This is a genomic window from Arthrobacter sp. B3I4, from assembly GCF_030816855.1.
In the GTDB taxonomy this organism is placed as follows: domain Bacteria; phylum Actinomycetota; class Actinomycetes; order Actinomycetales; family Micrococcaceae; genus Arthrobacter.
Window position 1 is genome coordinate 1,773,297 of the sequence record NZ_JAUSYK010000001.1, and the last position, 15,308, is coordinate 1,788,604.

At 69.5% G+C, this 15,308-nt stretch carries 14 protein-coding genes; 12 read left to right on the plus strand and 2 right to left on the minus strand.

Features of this window, described 5'->3' with window-relative positions; all coding sequences use genetic code 11:
* Nucleotides 1-11: 11 nt before the first annotated feature.
* Nucleotides 12-1,025: an SDR family NAD(P)-dependent oxidoreductase gene (locus QFZ61_RS08390; protein ID WP_307035064.1), complete on the plus strand. Its 1,014-nt coding sequence runs from the start codon at nt 12-14 to the stop codon at nt 1,023-1,025.
* A 63-nt stretch (nt 1,026-1,088) separates the two neighbouring features.
* Nucleotides 1,089-1,844, plus strand: coding sequence for a class I SAM-dependent methyltransferase (locus QFZ61_RS08395; RefSeq protein WP_307035066.1), 756 nt, complete (start codon nt 1,089-1,091; stop codon nt 1,842-1,844).
* A 7-nt stretch (nt 1,845-1,851) separates the two neighbouring features.
* On the opposite strand, the gene QFZ61_RS08400 is transcribed toward QFZ61_RS08395, so the two are convergent.
* Nucleotides 1,852-3,198 carry a glutamyl-tRNA reductase gene (locus QFZ61_RS08400; RefSeq protein WP_307035068.1) on the minus strand — a complete coding sequence of 449 codons (1,347 nt, stop codon included), beginning with the start codon at nt 3,196-3,198 and terminating at the stop codon, nt 1,852-1,854.
* A 159-nt stretch (nt 3,199-3,357) separates the two neighbouring features.
* Between QFZ61_RS08400 and hemE the strand changes: the two genes are divergently transcribed.
* From hemE to hemL, 10 genes are all read left to right on the plus strand, one after another.
* Nucleotides 3,358-4,476: a uroporphyrinogen decarboxylase gene (hemE, locus tag QFZ61_RS08405; RefSeq protein ID WP_307035070.1), complete on the plus strand. Its 1,119-nt coding sequence runs from the start codon at nt 3,358-3,360 to the stop codon at nt 4,474-4,476.
* A gap of 5 nt (nt 4,477-4,481) precedes the next feature.
* Nucleotides 4,482-5,981: a protoporphyrinogen oxidase gene (hemG, locus tag QFZ61_RS08410; protein ID WP_307035072.1), complete on the plus strand. Its 1,500-nt coding sequence runs from the start codon at nt 4,482-4,484 to the stop codon at nt 5,979-5,981.
* A 101-nt stretch (nt 5,982-6,082) separates the two neighbouring features.
* The gene (locus QFZ61_RS08415; protein ID WP_307035074.1) at nt 6,083-6,820 is read left to right on the plus strand and encodes a hypothetical protein; all 738 of its coding nucleotides are present in this window, start codon (nt 6,083-6,085) and stop codon (nt 6,818-6,820) included.
* A 121-nt stretch (nt 6,821-6,941) separates the two neighbouring features.
* On the plus strand, nt 6,942-7,643 hold the full coding sequence (gene hemQ, locus QFZ61_RS08420; RefSeq protein WP_307035076.1) for a hydrogen peroxide-dependent heme synthase: 702 nt from the start codon (nt 6,942-6,944) through the stop codon (nt 7,641-7,643).
* On the plus strand, nt 7,640-8,914 hold the full coding sequence (locus QFZ61_RS08425; protein ID WP_307035078.1) for a ferrochelatase: 1,275 nt from the start codon (nt 7,640-7,642) through the stop codon (nt 8,912-8,914). The genes hemQ and QFZ61_RS08425 overlap by 4 nt, the downstream gene beginning before the upstream one ends.
* On the plus strand, nt 8,911-9,909 hold the full coding sequence (hemC, locus tag QFZ61_RS08430) for a hydroxymethylbilane synthase (protein WP_307035080.1): 999 nt from the start codon (nt 8,911-8,913) through the stop codon (nt 9,907-9,909). Before QFZ61_RS08425 ends, hemC begins: the two co-directional genes overlap by 4 nt.
* Before the next feature lie 19 nt (nt 9,910-9,928).
* A complete protein-coding gene (locus tag QFZ61_RS08435) occupies nt 9,929-10,834 on the plus strand; it encodes a uroporphyrinogen-III synthase (protein WP_307035082.1) in 906 nt (301 codons plus the stop codon).
* 10 nt (nt 10,835-10,844) lie between these two features.
* Nucleotides 10,845-11,825, plus strand: coding sequence for a porphobilinogen synthase (gene hemB, locus QFZ61_RS08440; protein WP_307035084.1), 981 nt, complete (start codon nt 10,845-10,847; stop codon nt 11,823-11,825).
* A complete protein-coding gene (locus QFZ61_RS08445; RefSeq protein ID WP_307035085.1) occupies nt 11,825-12,952 on the plus strand; it encodes an LLM class flavin-dependent oxidoreductase in 1,128 nt (375 codons plus the stop codon). The genes hemB and QFZ61_RS08445 overlap by 1 nt, the downstream gene beginning before the upstream one ends.
* A gap of 5 nt (nt 12,953-12,957) precedes the next feature.
* Nucleotides 12,958-14,289, plus strand: a complete 1,332-nt coding sequence (hemL, locus tag QFZ61_RS08450; protein WP_307035087.1) for a glutamate-1-semialdehyde 2,1-aminomutase — start codon at nt 12,958-12,960, stop codon at nt 14,287-14,289.
* Nucleotides 14,290-14,366: 77 nt separating this feature from the next.
* Here the strand turns inward: hemL and QFZ61_RS08455 are convergent, their stop codons facing one another.
* Complete coding sequence (locus tag QFZ61_RS08455; protein ID WP_307035089.1) at nt 14,367-15,209, minus strand: MetQ/NlpA family ABC transporter substrate-binding protein; 843 nt, start codon at nt 15,207-15,209, stop codon at nt 14,367-14,369.
* Between the last annotated feature and the right edge of the window lie 99 nt (nt 15,210-15,308).

Consider the following 15,308-nt stretch of genomic DNA (forward strand, 5'->3'; position numbering starts at 1 on the left):
AAGGCACAGCGATGAGCGATGAGAGCACCCTGACCCCACGGCAAAGGATCGGCTCGTGCTTCGGCCCGCGGTCGACGGCGGCCGAGGTCGTGGCAGGTGTGGACCTGGACGGCAAGACCGCCGTCGTTACCGGCGGCTACTCGGGTCTGGGACTGGAGACAGTCCGGGCACTCGTGTCCGCCGGTGCGCGCGTGATGGTGCCGGCGCGGCGGCCCGGGCACGCCCGCGAGGTGCTTGACGAAGCGGGCCTCAACGGCGTCCAAGTTGCAGAGCTGGACCTGGCTGACCTGCAGAGTGTTCGAGACTTCACCCAGGGTTTCTTGGCATCCGATTACCTTGGCGATGCCCGGAGCCTGGACATCCTGATCAACAACGCCGCCATCATGGCCACCCCGGAGCGGCGCGTCGGCCCGGGCTGGGAAGCACAGTTCGCCACCAACCACCTGGGCCACTTTGCGCTCGCCAACCTGCTCTGGCCCGCGCTGGCAGCGGGAAGTGGTGCACGGGTGGTTGCCTTGTCTTCCACCGGCCACAAGCTCTCGCCGATCCGGTTCGCGGACATTAATTTCGACGCGGGCTACGACAAGTGGAAGGCCTACGGGCAGGCGAAGGCCGCGAATGCGCTGTTTGCCGTGCAGCTCGACGCGCTCGGGAAGAGCGCCGGCGTCCGGGCCTTTGCGGTCCATCCAGGCGGGATCATGACCGAATTGCAGCGCCACCTGCCGCGGGAAGAAATGATTGCCTCGGGTTGGATGGACGCGGACGGCAACATCAACGAGCGGTTCAAGACCCCTGCCCAGGGCGCCGCGACGTCGGTGTGGGCGGCCACCTCGCCACTGCTCGCGGACCTGGGCGGCGTGTACTGCGAGGACTGCGAGATCGCCGAGCCGACGCAGCCAGGCACACCGGAAGCGCGCATCCGGGGAGTGGACGCCCACGCCGTGGACCGCCCGGCAGCGGAGCGCCTCTGGCAGCTGTCTGCTGACCTGACCGGCATCAACGCCTTCGCCTCCGGGCAGGGCTGAACGCAAAGAGCCTCGTAACTTCGGTTGGTGGTGATCGGCTCTGGGGGGTGCCATAGTGGCGGGATGATCAACCAGCAGCAGCTTTGGGACGAAGACGCCGCTCAGCACTACGACACCCCTGAAGAGGGCATGTTCGCCGCCGAGGTGCTCGGCCCCACGGTGGAGGTCCTCGCCGAGCTCGCGGGCGGCGGCCCGGCCGTTGAGTTCGCCATTGGCACGGGTCGTGTTGCCATCCCGCTCTCGGCGGCGGGCGTGAAGGTCAGCGGCATCGAGTTGTCCCACGCGATGATCGCCCGCCTGCGCAAGAAGGTTCACGAGGACCAGATTCCGGTCGTTCAGGGCGACATGACCGAAGCAATGGCCGGGGAGAACTTCTCGCTTGGGTTCTTGGTGTTCAACACCATCTCCAACCTTTTGACCCAGGACGAACAGGTCCGGTGCTTCCAAAACGCCGCCCGCCATCTTGCACCCGGCGGGCGGTTCGTCATTGAACTCTGGGTGCCGCAGCTGCGTTCGCTGCCACCGGGACACGGCGGGACGGTCGAAGTCAGCCAGCCCGGGTATCTCCTGGTGGACACCTACGACGTGCTCCGCCAGCACGTCGTCTCCCACCACGTCCGGTTCGCCCCCGACCTATCGGAGGGGCGGGACGCCCGGATCGGACGGACACCGCATCGCTACATCTGGCCCAGCGAGCTCGACCTGATGGCGCGGCTGGCCGGGTTCGACCTGGAATTCAGATGGGCGGATTGGGACCGCAGCGAATTCACGGAGGATTCCCGCAGCCACGTTTCCGTGTACCGGCTTTCCGCACGCTAGGAGCGGGCTAAGCCGTCTCCCGCTTGCCCTCGCCGGCAGGCCGGGCGCCGTGGTCCACCGGGCATTCCGCTGCGGCCGCACCGGTGGTCCGGGTTGCGGGCTGTTCAACGCTGATGCCATAGACCGCCTCGAGGCCGGCAACGTAGTCCGCCTGCTGGCCGTTCGCGGCGAGCTCGCGGGCCCGGACGGTGGGCACGTGCAGCAGTTGTTTGACCATCCGCCGCAGGGCGAACTCGACTTCCTCGGCCGCCGCGGTGCAGCCGTGGCGGGCGCGCACCTTTTCCATTTCGGCGTCCAGCACGTCCATGGTGTGGCGGCGCAGGGCCACGATAGCCGAGTCCACGGAGCGCGCTTCCCGCTCCTGCTCAAAGGCGGTCGCCGCGCCGGCGACGATGCCGCTTGCCTGGCTCAGGGACTCTGCCTGCTCCTGCGGGGCGGCCAGCCGGACGGACTCCAGGGTAAGCAGCTCCACGCCGTCGAGCTCGGCGACGGCCGGATCAAAGTCATGCGTGAGGGCCAGATCGATCGCGATCAGCGGCCGCGGGGACGCGGAGCGGATCCGGGCCAGTTCTGCTGCTTCGACCCGGTTGTCGGAGCCGCTGCAGCCGATCATCACGTCGGCAGCGGCGACGGCGCCCGGCAGGGAGTCGCTGTTCAGGGCGGTGCCGCCGCGGGTCGCGACGAAACCCTCGGCCCGGCCCGAGGAGGAAAAAACGGAAATGTCGGTGCAACCGCGTTCCCGCAGCAGCGACATCGTGGCCCCGGCGTACGCGCCGGTGCCGAACACGACGACCCTCTTGCTGGACCAGTCCGCGTTCTCGGACAAATCGGTGGCAAGATCCAGGGCAACCGACACAATCGACAGCCCGCGGGACCCGAGCGCGGTCTGCGCGCCCACGTCCTTGGCGGTTTTCGAGGCTGCCTGGAAGAGCCGCACCAGGCCGGAGCTGGCCGTCCCCTCGTGCTGGGCAGTGATCAGGGCGCGCCGGACCTGGCCGGCGATTTCCCGTTCACCGACGACGGCGGAGTCAAGGCCGGAGCTGACCGCAAACAGGTGCCGGCTCACGTCGGGGCCGGTGCGGGTGTTGAAGGCGCGGGAGACGAGCTGCTTGTTGAGCCCGCTGGCCTCGCTGATCTGCGCCACCAGCGCGGCGCGGGCTGCTTCGACGTCGTCCGGGCGGGGAGCCTCGCCGTAGATTTCGAAGCGGTTACAGGTGGAAAGGACCACGGCGCCGGCGACGGCAGGTGATTCGGCGAGGGCGGAGGATGCCAGCCCGGAAGCGCCGGTGCTCAGTTGAGCAACGGTCTCAAGATCGATGTCGGCGTGTGTAGCCACCAGAGAGAAAAGAACCACAGCACGACTAGCATAGCTTTTTCGCGCCTGTGTAGAACAACGTCGGGACGTGGGTCTGCGCACGCCGGGGTGTGATTCACGCCACCGCGGCGGCCGCCGGAGAGCCCGCTGACAGATTGTCGTTATCTTTTGGGGCCCGTTTTCGGCACAATCAAAGGCATGACTCCTAGCGCTGCGGCAACAAACGGCACGGCACACAACGGCACGGCACCCAACAGCCTCGACGCCGGCCACCCTCTGATGGACGGCCGTACCGGCGGTTCGCCGCTTATCACCGCTTACCGCGGCGGGACGCCCTCCCGGCGTCCTGTCTGGTTCATGCGCCAGGCCGGCCGTTCCCTGCCGGAGTACCTGAAAGTACGCGAGGGCGTGGCGATGCTGGACTCCTGCCTGCGCCCGGAGCTCGCTTCCGAGATCACCCTCCAACCGGTGCGCCGGCACGACGTCGATGCCGCTGTCTTCTTCTCGGACATTGTGATTCCGCTCAAGCTGGCCGGGGTCGGGGTGGACATCGTTCCCGGCGTGGGCCCGGTGCTGGAGAAGCCGGTCCGCACTGCCGCCGACGTCGCCGCCCTGCCCGAGCTGACATGGGAAGCCCTAGAGCCGATCCGCGAGGCCGTCCGGCTCACCGTGGCCGAGCTGGGGAGTACCCCGTTGATCGGCTTCGCCGGCGCTCCCTTCACCCTTGCCGCGTACATGGTGGAAGGCAAACCGTCCCGCGACCACCTGGGCCCGCGCACCATGATGCATGCGGACCCGGAAACCTGGACTGCCCTGGCCAACTGGGCCGCGGACGCTTCCGGGCTGTTCCTCCGCGCGCAGCTGGAAGCCGGTGCCTCGGCCGGCCAGCTCTTCGATTCCTGGGCAGGCTCTCTCGGTCTGGCGGACTATCGCCGCTTCGTTGCGCCGGCTTCGGCCCGGGCGCTGGACCACGTCCGGCACCTCGGCGCACCCCTGATCCACTTCGGCACCGGGACCTCGGAGCTGCTCGTGGCGATGCGCGACGTCGGCGTCGACGTGGTCGGCGTCGACTACCGGCTGCCACTGGACGAGGCGAACCGCCGGCTCGGCGGAACCGTGCCGCTGCAGGGCAACATCGACCCGGCCCTGCTTGCCGCGCCGTGGGAGGTCCTCGAAGCCCACGTCCGGGAGGTCATCGCGGCCGGCGCTTCGGCCCCGGGCCACGTGCTGAACCTTGGCCACGGCGTGCCGCCGGAGACCGACCCCGCGGTGCTGACGCGCGTGGTCGAATTGATCCACTCGATCGCCCCGGAGTAAGCACGATGGCCGCCAACGCCGTACCCGCGCCCGGTACGCCGGTCGCCGCGCCGACTGCCGTGGTGGTGGGCGGCGGCATCTCCGGCCTCCTCGCGGCCAGGGAGCTCGCCGGGGCCGGCGTCAGCACCACTGTGCTGGAAGCCACCGGGCAATGGGGCGGCTGCGTCGGCAGCCACGTCGTGGCCGGCCTGACCCTGGACAGCGGGGCGGAATCCTTCGCCACCCGCTCCTCCGCCGTGGCGCACCTCGCCGAAGAACTGGGCCTCGGTCCGCAAATCGTTCCGCCGAACCCGGGCGGGGCATGGGTCCAGCTCCCCGACGGTCCCCGCGAGCTGCCGAAGACCGGCGTGCTGGGCATCCCTGCCAACCCCTTTGACCCGGAGGTTCGGCGTTCCCTGGGCCTCTTCGGTTCCGCCCGCGCGTGGTTCGATGCCGTGCTGCCCGCGTCCGTGGGAACGGCTGCCGAAGCCACCAGCGTCGCGGACCTGGTCCGGGCCCGCATGGGGCGGCGGGTGCTTGACCGGCTCGTCTCGCCCGTCGTCGGGGGAGTGCACTCGGCCGACCCTGCACTGCTCGACGTCGACATGGTGGCCCCCGGATTGCGCGACGGAATCCGGACGCACGGATCGCTGGCCGCGGCGGTCGCCGCCCAGCGCCGGGGCGCTACCGGCGGTTCACAGCCGCCCGGCCGTCAGCAACCCGGCCATCAGCAGCCGGGTCCGCAGAAGGCAGGTTCCGCCGTCGCCGGCCTCCGCGGCGGAATGCATACCCTTGTCACGGCCCTCCTGGCCGAGTTGCAGGGCCATGGCGTTAGCCTGCTCAGCGGCACGCGTGCGGACGCGGTACAACGTCTGCCCGGCGGTTGGCGCGTCACAGCGGGTTCCGACCGTTTCGAGGCCGAACGGCTGGTCGTGGCGGTGGAGGGTCCCGCAGCCGTCACGCTCCTGTCGGACACGCTGCCTGCCCTGTCGGCCCTGCGCCCGGACGCCGGCCCCGACGTACGGCTGGTGACCCTGGTGCTCAACCGTCCCGCCCTCGACGCCGCACCCCGCGGCACCGGCGTGCTGGTCGCTCCACAAAGCCCGGGTTTCCGGGCCAAGGCCCTGACCCACGCCACCGCTAAATGGGTCTGGCTGGCTGAGCAAACACCGCCAGGACAGCATGTCCTGCGGCTCTCCTACGGCCGTGGAGGGGCCCGCCCCGGCCCCGGCCAGGCACGTCCGGAGCCACGCACTGACGAGGAACTCTTCTCCGCCGCGCTTGAGGACGCCTCCGCGCTGCTTGGCGTTCCGCTGTCCCGGACCGACGTCGTGGACTGGGACGTGGTGCGCTGGTCGGGGGCGCTCCCCTTCGCCGCGCTCGGCCACAAGCAGCGGGTAGGGCGGGTCCGGGAACTCTGCGCCGCGGAGCAAAATCTCGCGGTGGTCGGCGGCTGGCTTTCCGGAAACGGCCTCGCGGCCATCGTCGCCGACACTCCCCGGCAGGTGGCGGCGTTGCTGACCTGACGCCTGCCGGGCTTCCTGCCCCCGCGGAGAGCCCGCTAACCGGAAAGCGGCCGTTTCGGCAAATTTTTCCCGCGGATGGTTGGCGGCTAAGGTCGATGACCATGAGCAAGCACGGGCCCGAAATCGTGGCCGCGCCGGCGGCCCAATGGAACCTCCGGCGCGGCGCTTCAGTAGCGGCGTTGGGAACGGCGCTGGCCCTTAGCGCCGGCGTTCCCGCCAGCCAGGCCACGACGCCGGCGCCCAGCCCTGGTACGCCCTCTGCCTCGATCTCCGTCGGAATCGACGACCTGATCGGCGGCCTCACAGATCCGCCATCGCCATCACCCACGTCGGGCACTGCCGGCCCCACCCCCGCCCCCGGCACAGCGCCGCCGACCTCAACCACGCCGGCGCCCTCGCAGACACCGGAGCAGCAGCGGCCGCCGAGGGGGACAGGCTCCCCCTCCGCGCCCGGGACGACGACGGCGGAGCCAGTACCGGCCGCCCCGCAGCCGCCCACAGGGCAACCGACCGGCACGCAGGCGCCCGGGCAGACGAACCCGACTGTGCCGGACGGACCCACGGACGCCGCTACCGGGAACGCCGGGCCGGGAACTCCCGGGCCGGGAACTGCCGGAACGCCGGCCACAGTGGCATCAGTCCCGGGGGCCGCGCCCCGGTACAGCGCCACCGTCACGGCTGGGACAGCCCCTGACACCAGCGCCATGTCGGGCGGATCGATGCGGGCCGCGTCCGCGGTCGAACCTTTCGGTCGGTCCGGGCTGGTGGGGTGGGGCATCTGCCTGGTCGCGGTTTCACTGGGCTCCGCCGCTGCCCTGCTCCGGCTGCGCAGGCTCTAAGCCGCCGCCTGGCGGCGCAGATCACGAGCCGCTGGGTGTTCCTGTGAAATTAATCACTTCTACGCGTTGTAGAAGTTCTCTGTTTCGACTTAGGTCGGGGGAAGGGGGCAGACTGGTATCCATGAGCCACACTTCTGCCGAATCTGTCACCAAAAACGAAGAATCAGCCGAGCAGTTCTTCACGCTCTGGACAGTCTTCAAGCGCTCCGCGGACGTCCTGCGCAGCGGCGACGCCGCCGATGATTTCGAAGCCCTCCTCGGCCGGCTGGCGGAGGACGGCGTCGTCCACCGCGGCAGCTACGACGTCTCCGCGATGCGCGCCGACGCGGACATCATGGTCTGGCTGCACGGCCCGCGGGCCGAAGCCCTGCAGCGCGCGGTGCGCGACATCCGGCGCAGTAAGCTCTTCGCCGGCACCGAAATCGCCTGGTCCGCCATGGGCGTGCACCGCGAGGCCGAGTTCGCCAAAAACCACACCCCGGCGTACTCCCGCGGCGTGGCGCCGGCTGAGTGGCTCTGCGTCTACCCCTTCGTGCGCTCCTACGAGTGGTACCTGCTGCCGGACGCCGAACGCGGGGCCATGCTTCGTGACCACGGCCTGCTGGGCCGTGACTTCCCGCAGGTTATTTCGAACACCGTCTCCTCCTTCGCGCTCGGCGACTGGGAGTGGATCCTGGGCCTCGAAGCCCCGGAACTGGTGGACCTCGTGGACCTCATGCGGCACCTGCGCAGCACCGAAGCCCGCCACCACGTCCGCGAGGAAGTTCCGTTCTACACCGGCCGGCGCGTCAGCGCCGCCGAGGTCGCCGAGGTGCTCGCATGAGCCCGCTGGATCCCCAGGAGACCCCGGAGGCAGTGACGGACATCAACCCGGTCACCGAAGCCGGCCGGATGGCCCCCAAGGATTACGACGCCGTGCTGCTCGCCTCGTTCGGCGGCCCTGAAGGCCAGGAAGATGTCATCCCGTTCCTCCGCAACGTCACCCGCGGCCGCGGCATCCCCGATGAGCGGCTCGAAGAGGTCTCGCACCACTACCGCGCCAACGGCGGCATCAGCCCGATCAACCAGCAGAACCGCGACCTCAAAGCCTCCCTCGAGGCCGAGCTCGCGGGCCGGGGCATCGGCCTGCCGGTCTTCTGGGGCAACCGCAACTGGGATCCCTACATCCCGCAGACCCTGCAGGACATGTACGACGCCGGCCACCGCAAGGTTCTGATGATCACCACCAGCGCGTACTCCTGCTACTCCAGCTGCCGGCAGTACCGCGAAGACATCGGCATGGCACTGACCGAAACCGGCCTGGACGGCAAGCTCGAAGTGGACAAGGTCCGCCAGTACTTCGACCACCCCGGCTTTGTCGAGCCCTTCATCGAAGGCACCGCGGCCGGCCTCGCCGACGTCCGCGCCCAGCTGGAAGCCGCCGGGACCCCGGACGCGCCGCTCCACATCCTCTTCGCCACGCACTCCATCCCGACCCGCGATGCGGAGGCCGCCGGCCGCTCGGAGGGGGAGCCGCGCCAGTTCGAGCAGGACTCCGCCTACGTCGCCCAGCACCTCGCGACCGGCACCGAGGTCATCCGCCGGGTGGAAGCCGAAACCGGACTCACCGCACCGTGGTCTCTCGTGTATCAGTCCCGCTCTGGCGCGCCGCAGGTGCCGTGGCTCGAGCCCGACATCAACGACGCGATTGAAGAACTCGCCGGCCAGGGCGTCAAAGGCGTCGTAATCGTGCCGCTGGGCTTTGTCAGCGACCACATGGAAGTCGTCTGGGACCTCGACACCGAAGCCCTGGAAACCTGCGGCAAGCTGGGCCTGGCCGCCACCCGCGTACCCACGCCGGGAACGCACCGGAAATTCGTCGCCGGGATCGCGGACCTGATCAGCGAGCGGACCAGGTCGAACAACATCGCCGACCGGCCGCACCTGACCAAGCTTGGACCCTGGTACGACGTCTGCCGGCCGGGCTGCTGCGCGAACTTCCGCGGCGAGAAGCCCACGATCGCCGGCGCGGACACCCGTGTCGGGACCGGGCACGACCCGTACCCGGCCGGGGTCGAGGCTGTTGCCGCTGCCGACGGACAGGCCGCGCTGTGACCATCCGGATCGGCACCCGGGCCAGCAAACTCGCCCTCACCCAGACCCAGCAGACCGCGGACCAATTGGCCGCCGTCGGCGGTTTCCCGGTGGAACTCGTGCACGTCCGCACCGACGGCGACATCCTCACCGGCTCACTTTCCCAGATGGGCGGCACCGGAGTCTTCGTGGCGGCGCTGCGTGATGCCCTGCTCCGGGACGTCTGCGACGTCGCCGTCCACTCGCTCAAGGACCTGCCCACCGGTGCCGCCCTTGGCCTGACGCTCGCAGCGACGCCGAAGCGCGTGGACGTGCGCGACGTACTCTGCGCCCGGGACGGGCTCAAACTCGCCGACCTGCCGGCCGGCGCCACTGTGGGCACCGGTTCCCCGCGGCGTGCCGCCCAGTTGCGTGCAGCCCGCCCCGACCTGGTCATCCGCGACATCCGCGGCAACGTCGACACCCGCCTCGGCCGCGTGCCGGGCCTGCCGGGCAACGCGGACAGTGCCGTCGTGGAAGGAAAACCCGGCGACCTCGACGCCGTCGTGCTCGCCGCCGCCGGCCTGCACCGGATCGGCAGGCTCGACGCGGTCACCGAGTTCCTGGAAACCGACGTGATGCTCCCCGCGGCCGGGCAGGGCTCGCTCGCAATCGAATGCCGCACCGCCGATGCGCCCCGCAAGGCCGGATCCACCGAGGGCTCGCAGGGCGTACTGGCCCAGGCGCTGGCAGCCCTGGATGATCCTGACACCAGGCTGGCGGTCACCGCCGAACGCGCCCTCCTGGCTAGGCTCGAAGCCGGTTGCGCGGCCCCGGTCGGCGCCTACGCCTACCGCAAGGGCAGCATGCTGCACCTCGAGGCAGTCGTCTGCGCCGTGGACGGCACCGCAACTGTCCGCGACAAGAAAGCCACCGACGGACTGACCGAAGCCGGTGCCACGCTGCTGGGAATTGAGCTTGCCGAAGCGTTGCTCGCGGCAGGCGCGGCCGACATCGCCGACCTGGCCGCTTCCTGAGCCGGGGTACGCCAGCCTGATGGGACGCCGCAGCGCACACCTCCGGCCGGACGGGGACGCCGGGCCCAGGGTGCTCGAAGGCGCCCGGGTGCTGGTCACCCGCAGCCCGGAGCGGGCCGGGGCGCTGGTGTCCGCGCTGCGTGAGACCGGCGCCGAGCCGCTGCTGCTGCCGCTCATCGACTTCGAACGCGCCTCGGACCAGCATTCACTCGATGTGGCCTTCGACGCCCTCGGCGCCGGAGCCTACTCCTGGCTCGTTATCAGCAGTGTCACCACGGTCCAGGTCCTCCAGGGGATGGCGGCCGATCGCGGCGCTGCCCTCAGTGCCTGGCTGCCCGGCAACCTCCAGGTGGCAGCAATCGGCCCGTCGACGCGCCGGGCACTGGAAGGCCTGGACATCGCCGTGGACCTCGCCCCGGCTGGTCAGCAGTCCGGAGCCGGGCTGCTGGACATCTGGCCGGAGGGCCCGGGCAGCGTGCTGCTTCCGCAGGCCGACATCGCCGACCCGCGGCTGCGCCGGGGACTGGCGGCCCGCGGCGCCTGGGTGCAGGCGGTCACCGCCTACCGGACCGTGGACTACCCTGCGGACCCGGACCGAAGCCTGGCCGGACTGTTCCCCCCGGACGAGCACGGCGCCCCCGTGCTGACCCCGGCCGACGCGAAGGTGGCCCTCGACGCCGGCGAACTGCACGCCATCGTCGCCGCCTCCCCGAGCGCCGCCCGGCGCGTCTGCTCAGCCCTGGCACCGCTGGGCCCCTGCCGCCTTGTCGCGATCGGACGGTCAACGGAGGCCGAGGCCCGGGGTCTGGGCCTCGTCGTCGCCGCGGTCGCCGACGAACCCACCCCTTCCGGCCTTGTCGCGGCCGTTATCGAGGCCCTGGATCCAGGGCACCCCCACTCCACCCCGCCCACCCGCAGACTGTGAAGGACCAGACATGAGCTTCCCGACCCACCGCCCCCGCCGGCTCCGCACCACCCCCGCGATGCGGCGCCTCACTGCCGAATACCGGCTCTCCCCGGCAGAACTGATCCTGCCCGCATTCATCCGCGAGGGCCTCTCGGAACCAAACCCGATCGACTCGATGCCCGGCGTGCAGCAGCACACCACCGACTCGCTCAAACGTGCCGCCGCGGAGGCCGTACAGCTGGGCGTCGGCGGCATCATGCTCTTCGGCGTTCCGGCCCAGCGGGACGCCCGCGGCACAGCCTCGCTGGACCCGGACGGCGTGCTGAACAAGGCCATCCGCGATGTGAAAGCAGAAGTCGGCGACGAGCTGGTCATCATGAGCGACGTCTGCCTCGACGAGTTCACCGACCACGGCCACTGCGGCGTCCTGGATGCGCACGGTTACGTGGACAACGACGCGACCCTCGAGATCTACGGGCAGATGGCCGTCGCACAGGCCGAGGCCGGCGCCCATGTCCTCGGCCCGTCCGGAATGATGGACGGTCAAATCGCCGTGATCCGCCAGGCCCTTGAACAGGCCGGGCACGCCAACACCGCCGTCGTGGCCTACGCCGCCAAGTACGCCTCCGCCTTCTACGGCCCGTTCCGTGAAGCGGTGGATTCGCAACTCACCGGGGACCGGCGCACCTACCAGATGGACGGCGCCAACCGCCGTGAAGCGATCCTCGAGGTGGAACTGGACCTCGAGGAAGGCGCCGACATGGTGATGGTCAAGCCGGCCATGAGCTACCTCGACATCCTCGCCGACGTCGCCGCGATGAGCCCGGTGCCGGTGGCCGCCTACCAGATCTCCGGGGAGTACTCGATGATCGAAGCTGCCGCTGCGAACGTCTGGATCGACCGCCGCGCAGCCATCACCGAATCCGTGCTGGGCATCAAGCGGGCAGGTGCCAACATGGTCCTGACCTACTGGGCGAGCGAACTCGCCGGCTGGCTGAAGGAATCCTGATGACGCGCCCGCCGGTACCCGACCCGGCGTCCGCGCCCAACCCCACCGCCCCGGTGGGACAGGACCGCATCCTCCTGGGCCTGAACACCTTCGGCGACGTCGGCGTATTCCCGGACGGGCACCCGGTTCCGCACGCCCAGGTGCTGCGCCAACTGTTGGAACAGGCTGAGTTGGCGGACCAGGTGGGACTGCACGCCTTCGGGGTGGGGGAGCATCATAGGCGCGACTTCGCCGTCTCCGCGCCCGAGGTCTTCCTTGCCGCCGCGGCCGCGCGGACCAGGAATATCCGCCTCGGCTCCGCTGTCACCGTGCTCAGCTCCGATGACCCCATCCGGGTCTTCCAGCGTTTCGCCACCGTCGACGCGCTCTCCAACGGCCGTGCCGAAGTCATGCTGGGCCGCGGATCCTTCGTGGAATCCTTTCCGCTGTTCGGCCTGGACCTGGCCGACTACGAGGTGCTGTTCGAGGAGAAGCTCGAGCTGTTCGACAAGGTCCGGACCCAGAAGCCGGTCAAGTGGGAGGGCAGGACGCGCCCGGCAATTAACGGGCTCAGCGTCTACCCGCCGTTGGAACACCACCTGCTGCCGGCCTGGATCGGCGTCGGCGGAACCCCCGAATCCGTGCTGCGCTGCGCCGAGTACGGTTATCCGATCATCTTTGCCATAATCGGCGGCCAGCCGCGGTCCTTTGCCCCGCTGGCCGGGCTCTACCGGGAGGCCATGAGCAAATACGACCACCCGATGCAACAAATGGCCACCCACTCGCCGGGCCACGTCGCGGCGTCGGACGAGGAGGCGCGCGAAGGGTTCTTCCCGCATTGGATCGGCCAGCGCAACCAACTCGGCGCCGAGCGCGGCTGGGGCCCGGGCAGCCGCGCCGAGTTCGATTACCTGTGCAGCCCCGAGGGCGCGCTTTACGTCGGTTCGCCGGAGACTGTCGCGGCCAAGATCGCCCTGCTCAAGCAAAACCTGGGCGTGGACCGCTTCGACCTGAAGTACAGCAACGGCACACTGCCGCACGCGGCCATGATGCGCTCCATCGAGCTCTTCGGCACCGAGGTGGCGCCGCGCGTGGACGCCCTGATCGCCGGTCCGCGGACGGCACCCGACCAGCACCTGAAAGAATAGGACCCATGACTTCCAGCCACCCTCGCAACGAGGAACTTTTCGACCGCGCCCGCCGGCTGATGCCGGGCGGCGTTAACTCGCCGGTCCGTGCCTTCGGCTCCGTGGGCGGAACACCGCGCTTCATGGTCTCCGCCAAGGGCCCGTACTTGACCGACGCCGACGGCGCCGAGTACGTCGACCTGGTCTGCTCCTGGGGGCCGGCCCTGCTGGGCCACGCCCACCCGGCTGTGCTCGCGGCCGTCCACGCCGCCGTCGACCGCGGGCTCTCCTTCGGCGCCTCCACCCCGGACGAGGCCAACCTTGCCGCGCTCGTCCAGGAACGCGTCCCCGCGGCAGAACGGGTCCGGATGGTTTCCACCGGCACGGAAGCGACTATGACTGCCATCCGGCTGGCGCGCGGCTACACCGGGCGTGACCTGGTGATCAAATTCGCCGGCTGCTACCACGGCCACCTCGACGGGCTCCTCGCCGCCGCCGGTTCCGGCCTGGCAACGCTCGCGCTGCCCGGCTCCGCCGGTGTCACCGCTGCCACCGCCGCCGAAACCCTGGTGCTGCCCTACAACGACCTCGCCGCCGTCGAGGCCGCCTTCGCCAAGCACGGTGCGAACATCGCTGCGGTCATCACCGAGGCCGCTCCGGCCAACATGGGCGTGGTCACCCCGGGTGAAGGGTTCAACGCCGGCCTGGCCCGGATCACCCGCGACCACGGTGCCCTGCTGATCCTAGATGAGGTCCTTACCGGCTTCCGCACCGGCTACTCGGGATACTGGGGTCTGACCGGCGGGGCGGCCAACGCCGCAGAACCCTGGGCGCCGGACCTCCTGACGTTCGGAAAGGTCATCGGCGGCGGCATGCCGACGGCGGCCCTCGGCGGGCGGGCCGATGTGATGGACTACCTGGCGCCGGTGGGTCCGGTCTACCAGGCGGGCACACTGTCCGGGAACCCGGTGGCGATGGCGGCCGGCGTCGCGACCCTCACCCACGCCACCGAAGAGGTGTACTCCTTCGTGGACGCCCGTTCGCTGGAGCTCTCCGGCGCGCTGTCCTCGGCGCTGGCCGAAGCCGGGGTGGATCACTCGATCCAGCGCGCCGGGAACCTGTTCTCGGTGGCTTTCGGCACGTCGGCCCGCGGCGTGCACAACTACGACGACGCGCAGGGCCAGGAAGCTTTCCGCTACGCGCCGTTCTTCCACTCGATGCTGGACTCCGGCGTGTACCTGCCGCCGTCGGTGTTTGAAGCCTGGTTCCTCTCCGCAGCGCACGACGACGACGCGATGAACCGGATCTTCGACGCTCTGCCGGCCGCCGCCAAGGCTGCCGCCGCAGCCACCGCGTAGGCGCGAGCCAACCGGCGCCTGGGTTAAACACTTTCGGCACCCGCCGTGGCGGGTGCCGAAAGTGCTTTAACCCTGGTTTAGAAGGCCGGAGTCACGTCGCCGTTGGGCCATTCCTTCTGGATGAAGGCTTTGACCTCGGGGGAGTGGAGCAGCTCGTCGAGTTTCTTGATCCGAGCGTCGTCCTTGGAGTCCTCACGCCAGGCGAGGAAGTTCGCGTAGGGGTTGTTGTCCACTGATTCCACTGCAAGGGCGTTCTTGGTGCTCAGGCCGGCCTTGAGGATGAAGTTGCCGTTGATGAGGGCCAGGTCCACCGAGGGGTCCTTCAGGTCATTGATCAGCAGCTCCGGCTGGTTCTCAGAGAACTTCAGCTTCTTCGGGTTCTGGGCGTCGCTGAGCGTCAGCACGGAGGTGTCGTCTTTGATGTCCTTGAGCAGGCCTGAGACCTGGAGGACCTTCAAAGCGCGTACCTGGTTCGACGGGTCGTTCGTGATCGCAACCTTAGCGCCGTCCTTGACGTCCTTGATGTTCTTGACCTTTTCCGAGAACGCGGCGTACGGCTCGATGTGAACGCCTTCACCGTGGCCGAACTTGTACCCCTTGGTCTTCACCTGGTCCTCAAACCAGGGCAGGTGCTGGTAGAAGTTGGCGTCGAGGGATCCATCGCTGAGCGCTGTGTTGGGCGTCTGGTAATCCTCGATTTCCTTGATGTCCAGCTTGAGGCCGGCCTTCGGAGCGAGCTCCTGGTTGACGAACTCGAGGATCTTGGCGTGCGGAACCGGGCTGGCGCCGACTTTAAGGGTGGCGGGCTTGGCCGGGTCCAGGGTCGTGACCTGGGCGCTGGGGGTGGACGAACCACCGCAAGCCGTCAGCGCCAGGGCAGTGACAATGCCGGTGGCCAGGAGGGAGAGTGACTTACGCATCGGATGCGTTCCTTTCAAGAGAGGCGGAAGCCACGGCCGTGCCGTGGTCCGCGCAGATGCAGAGGGCGGCTACCCGCTGCAAGGCTGTGAGGGGTGTCC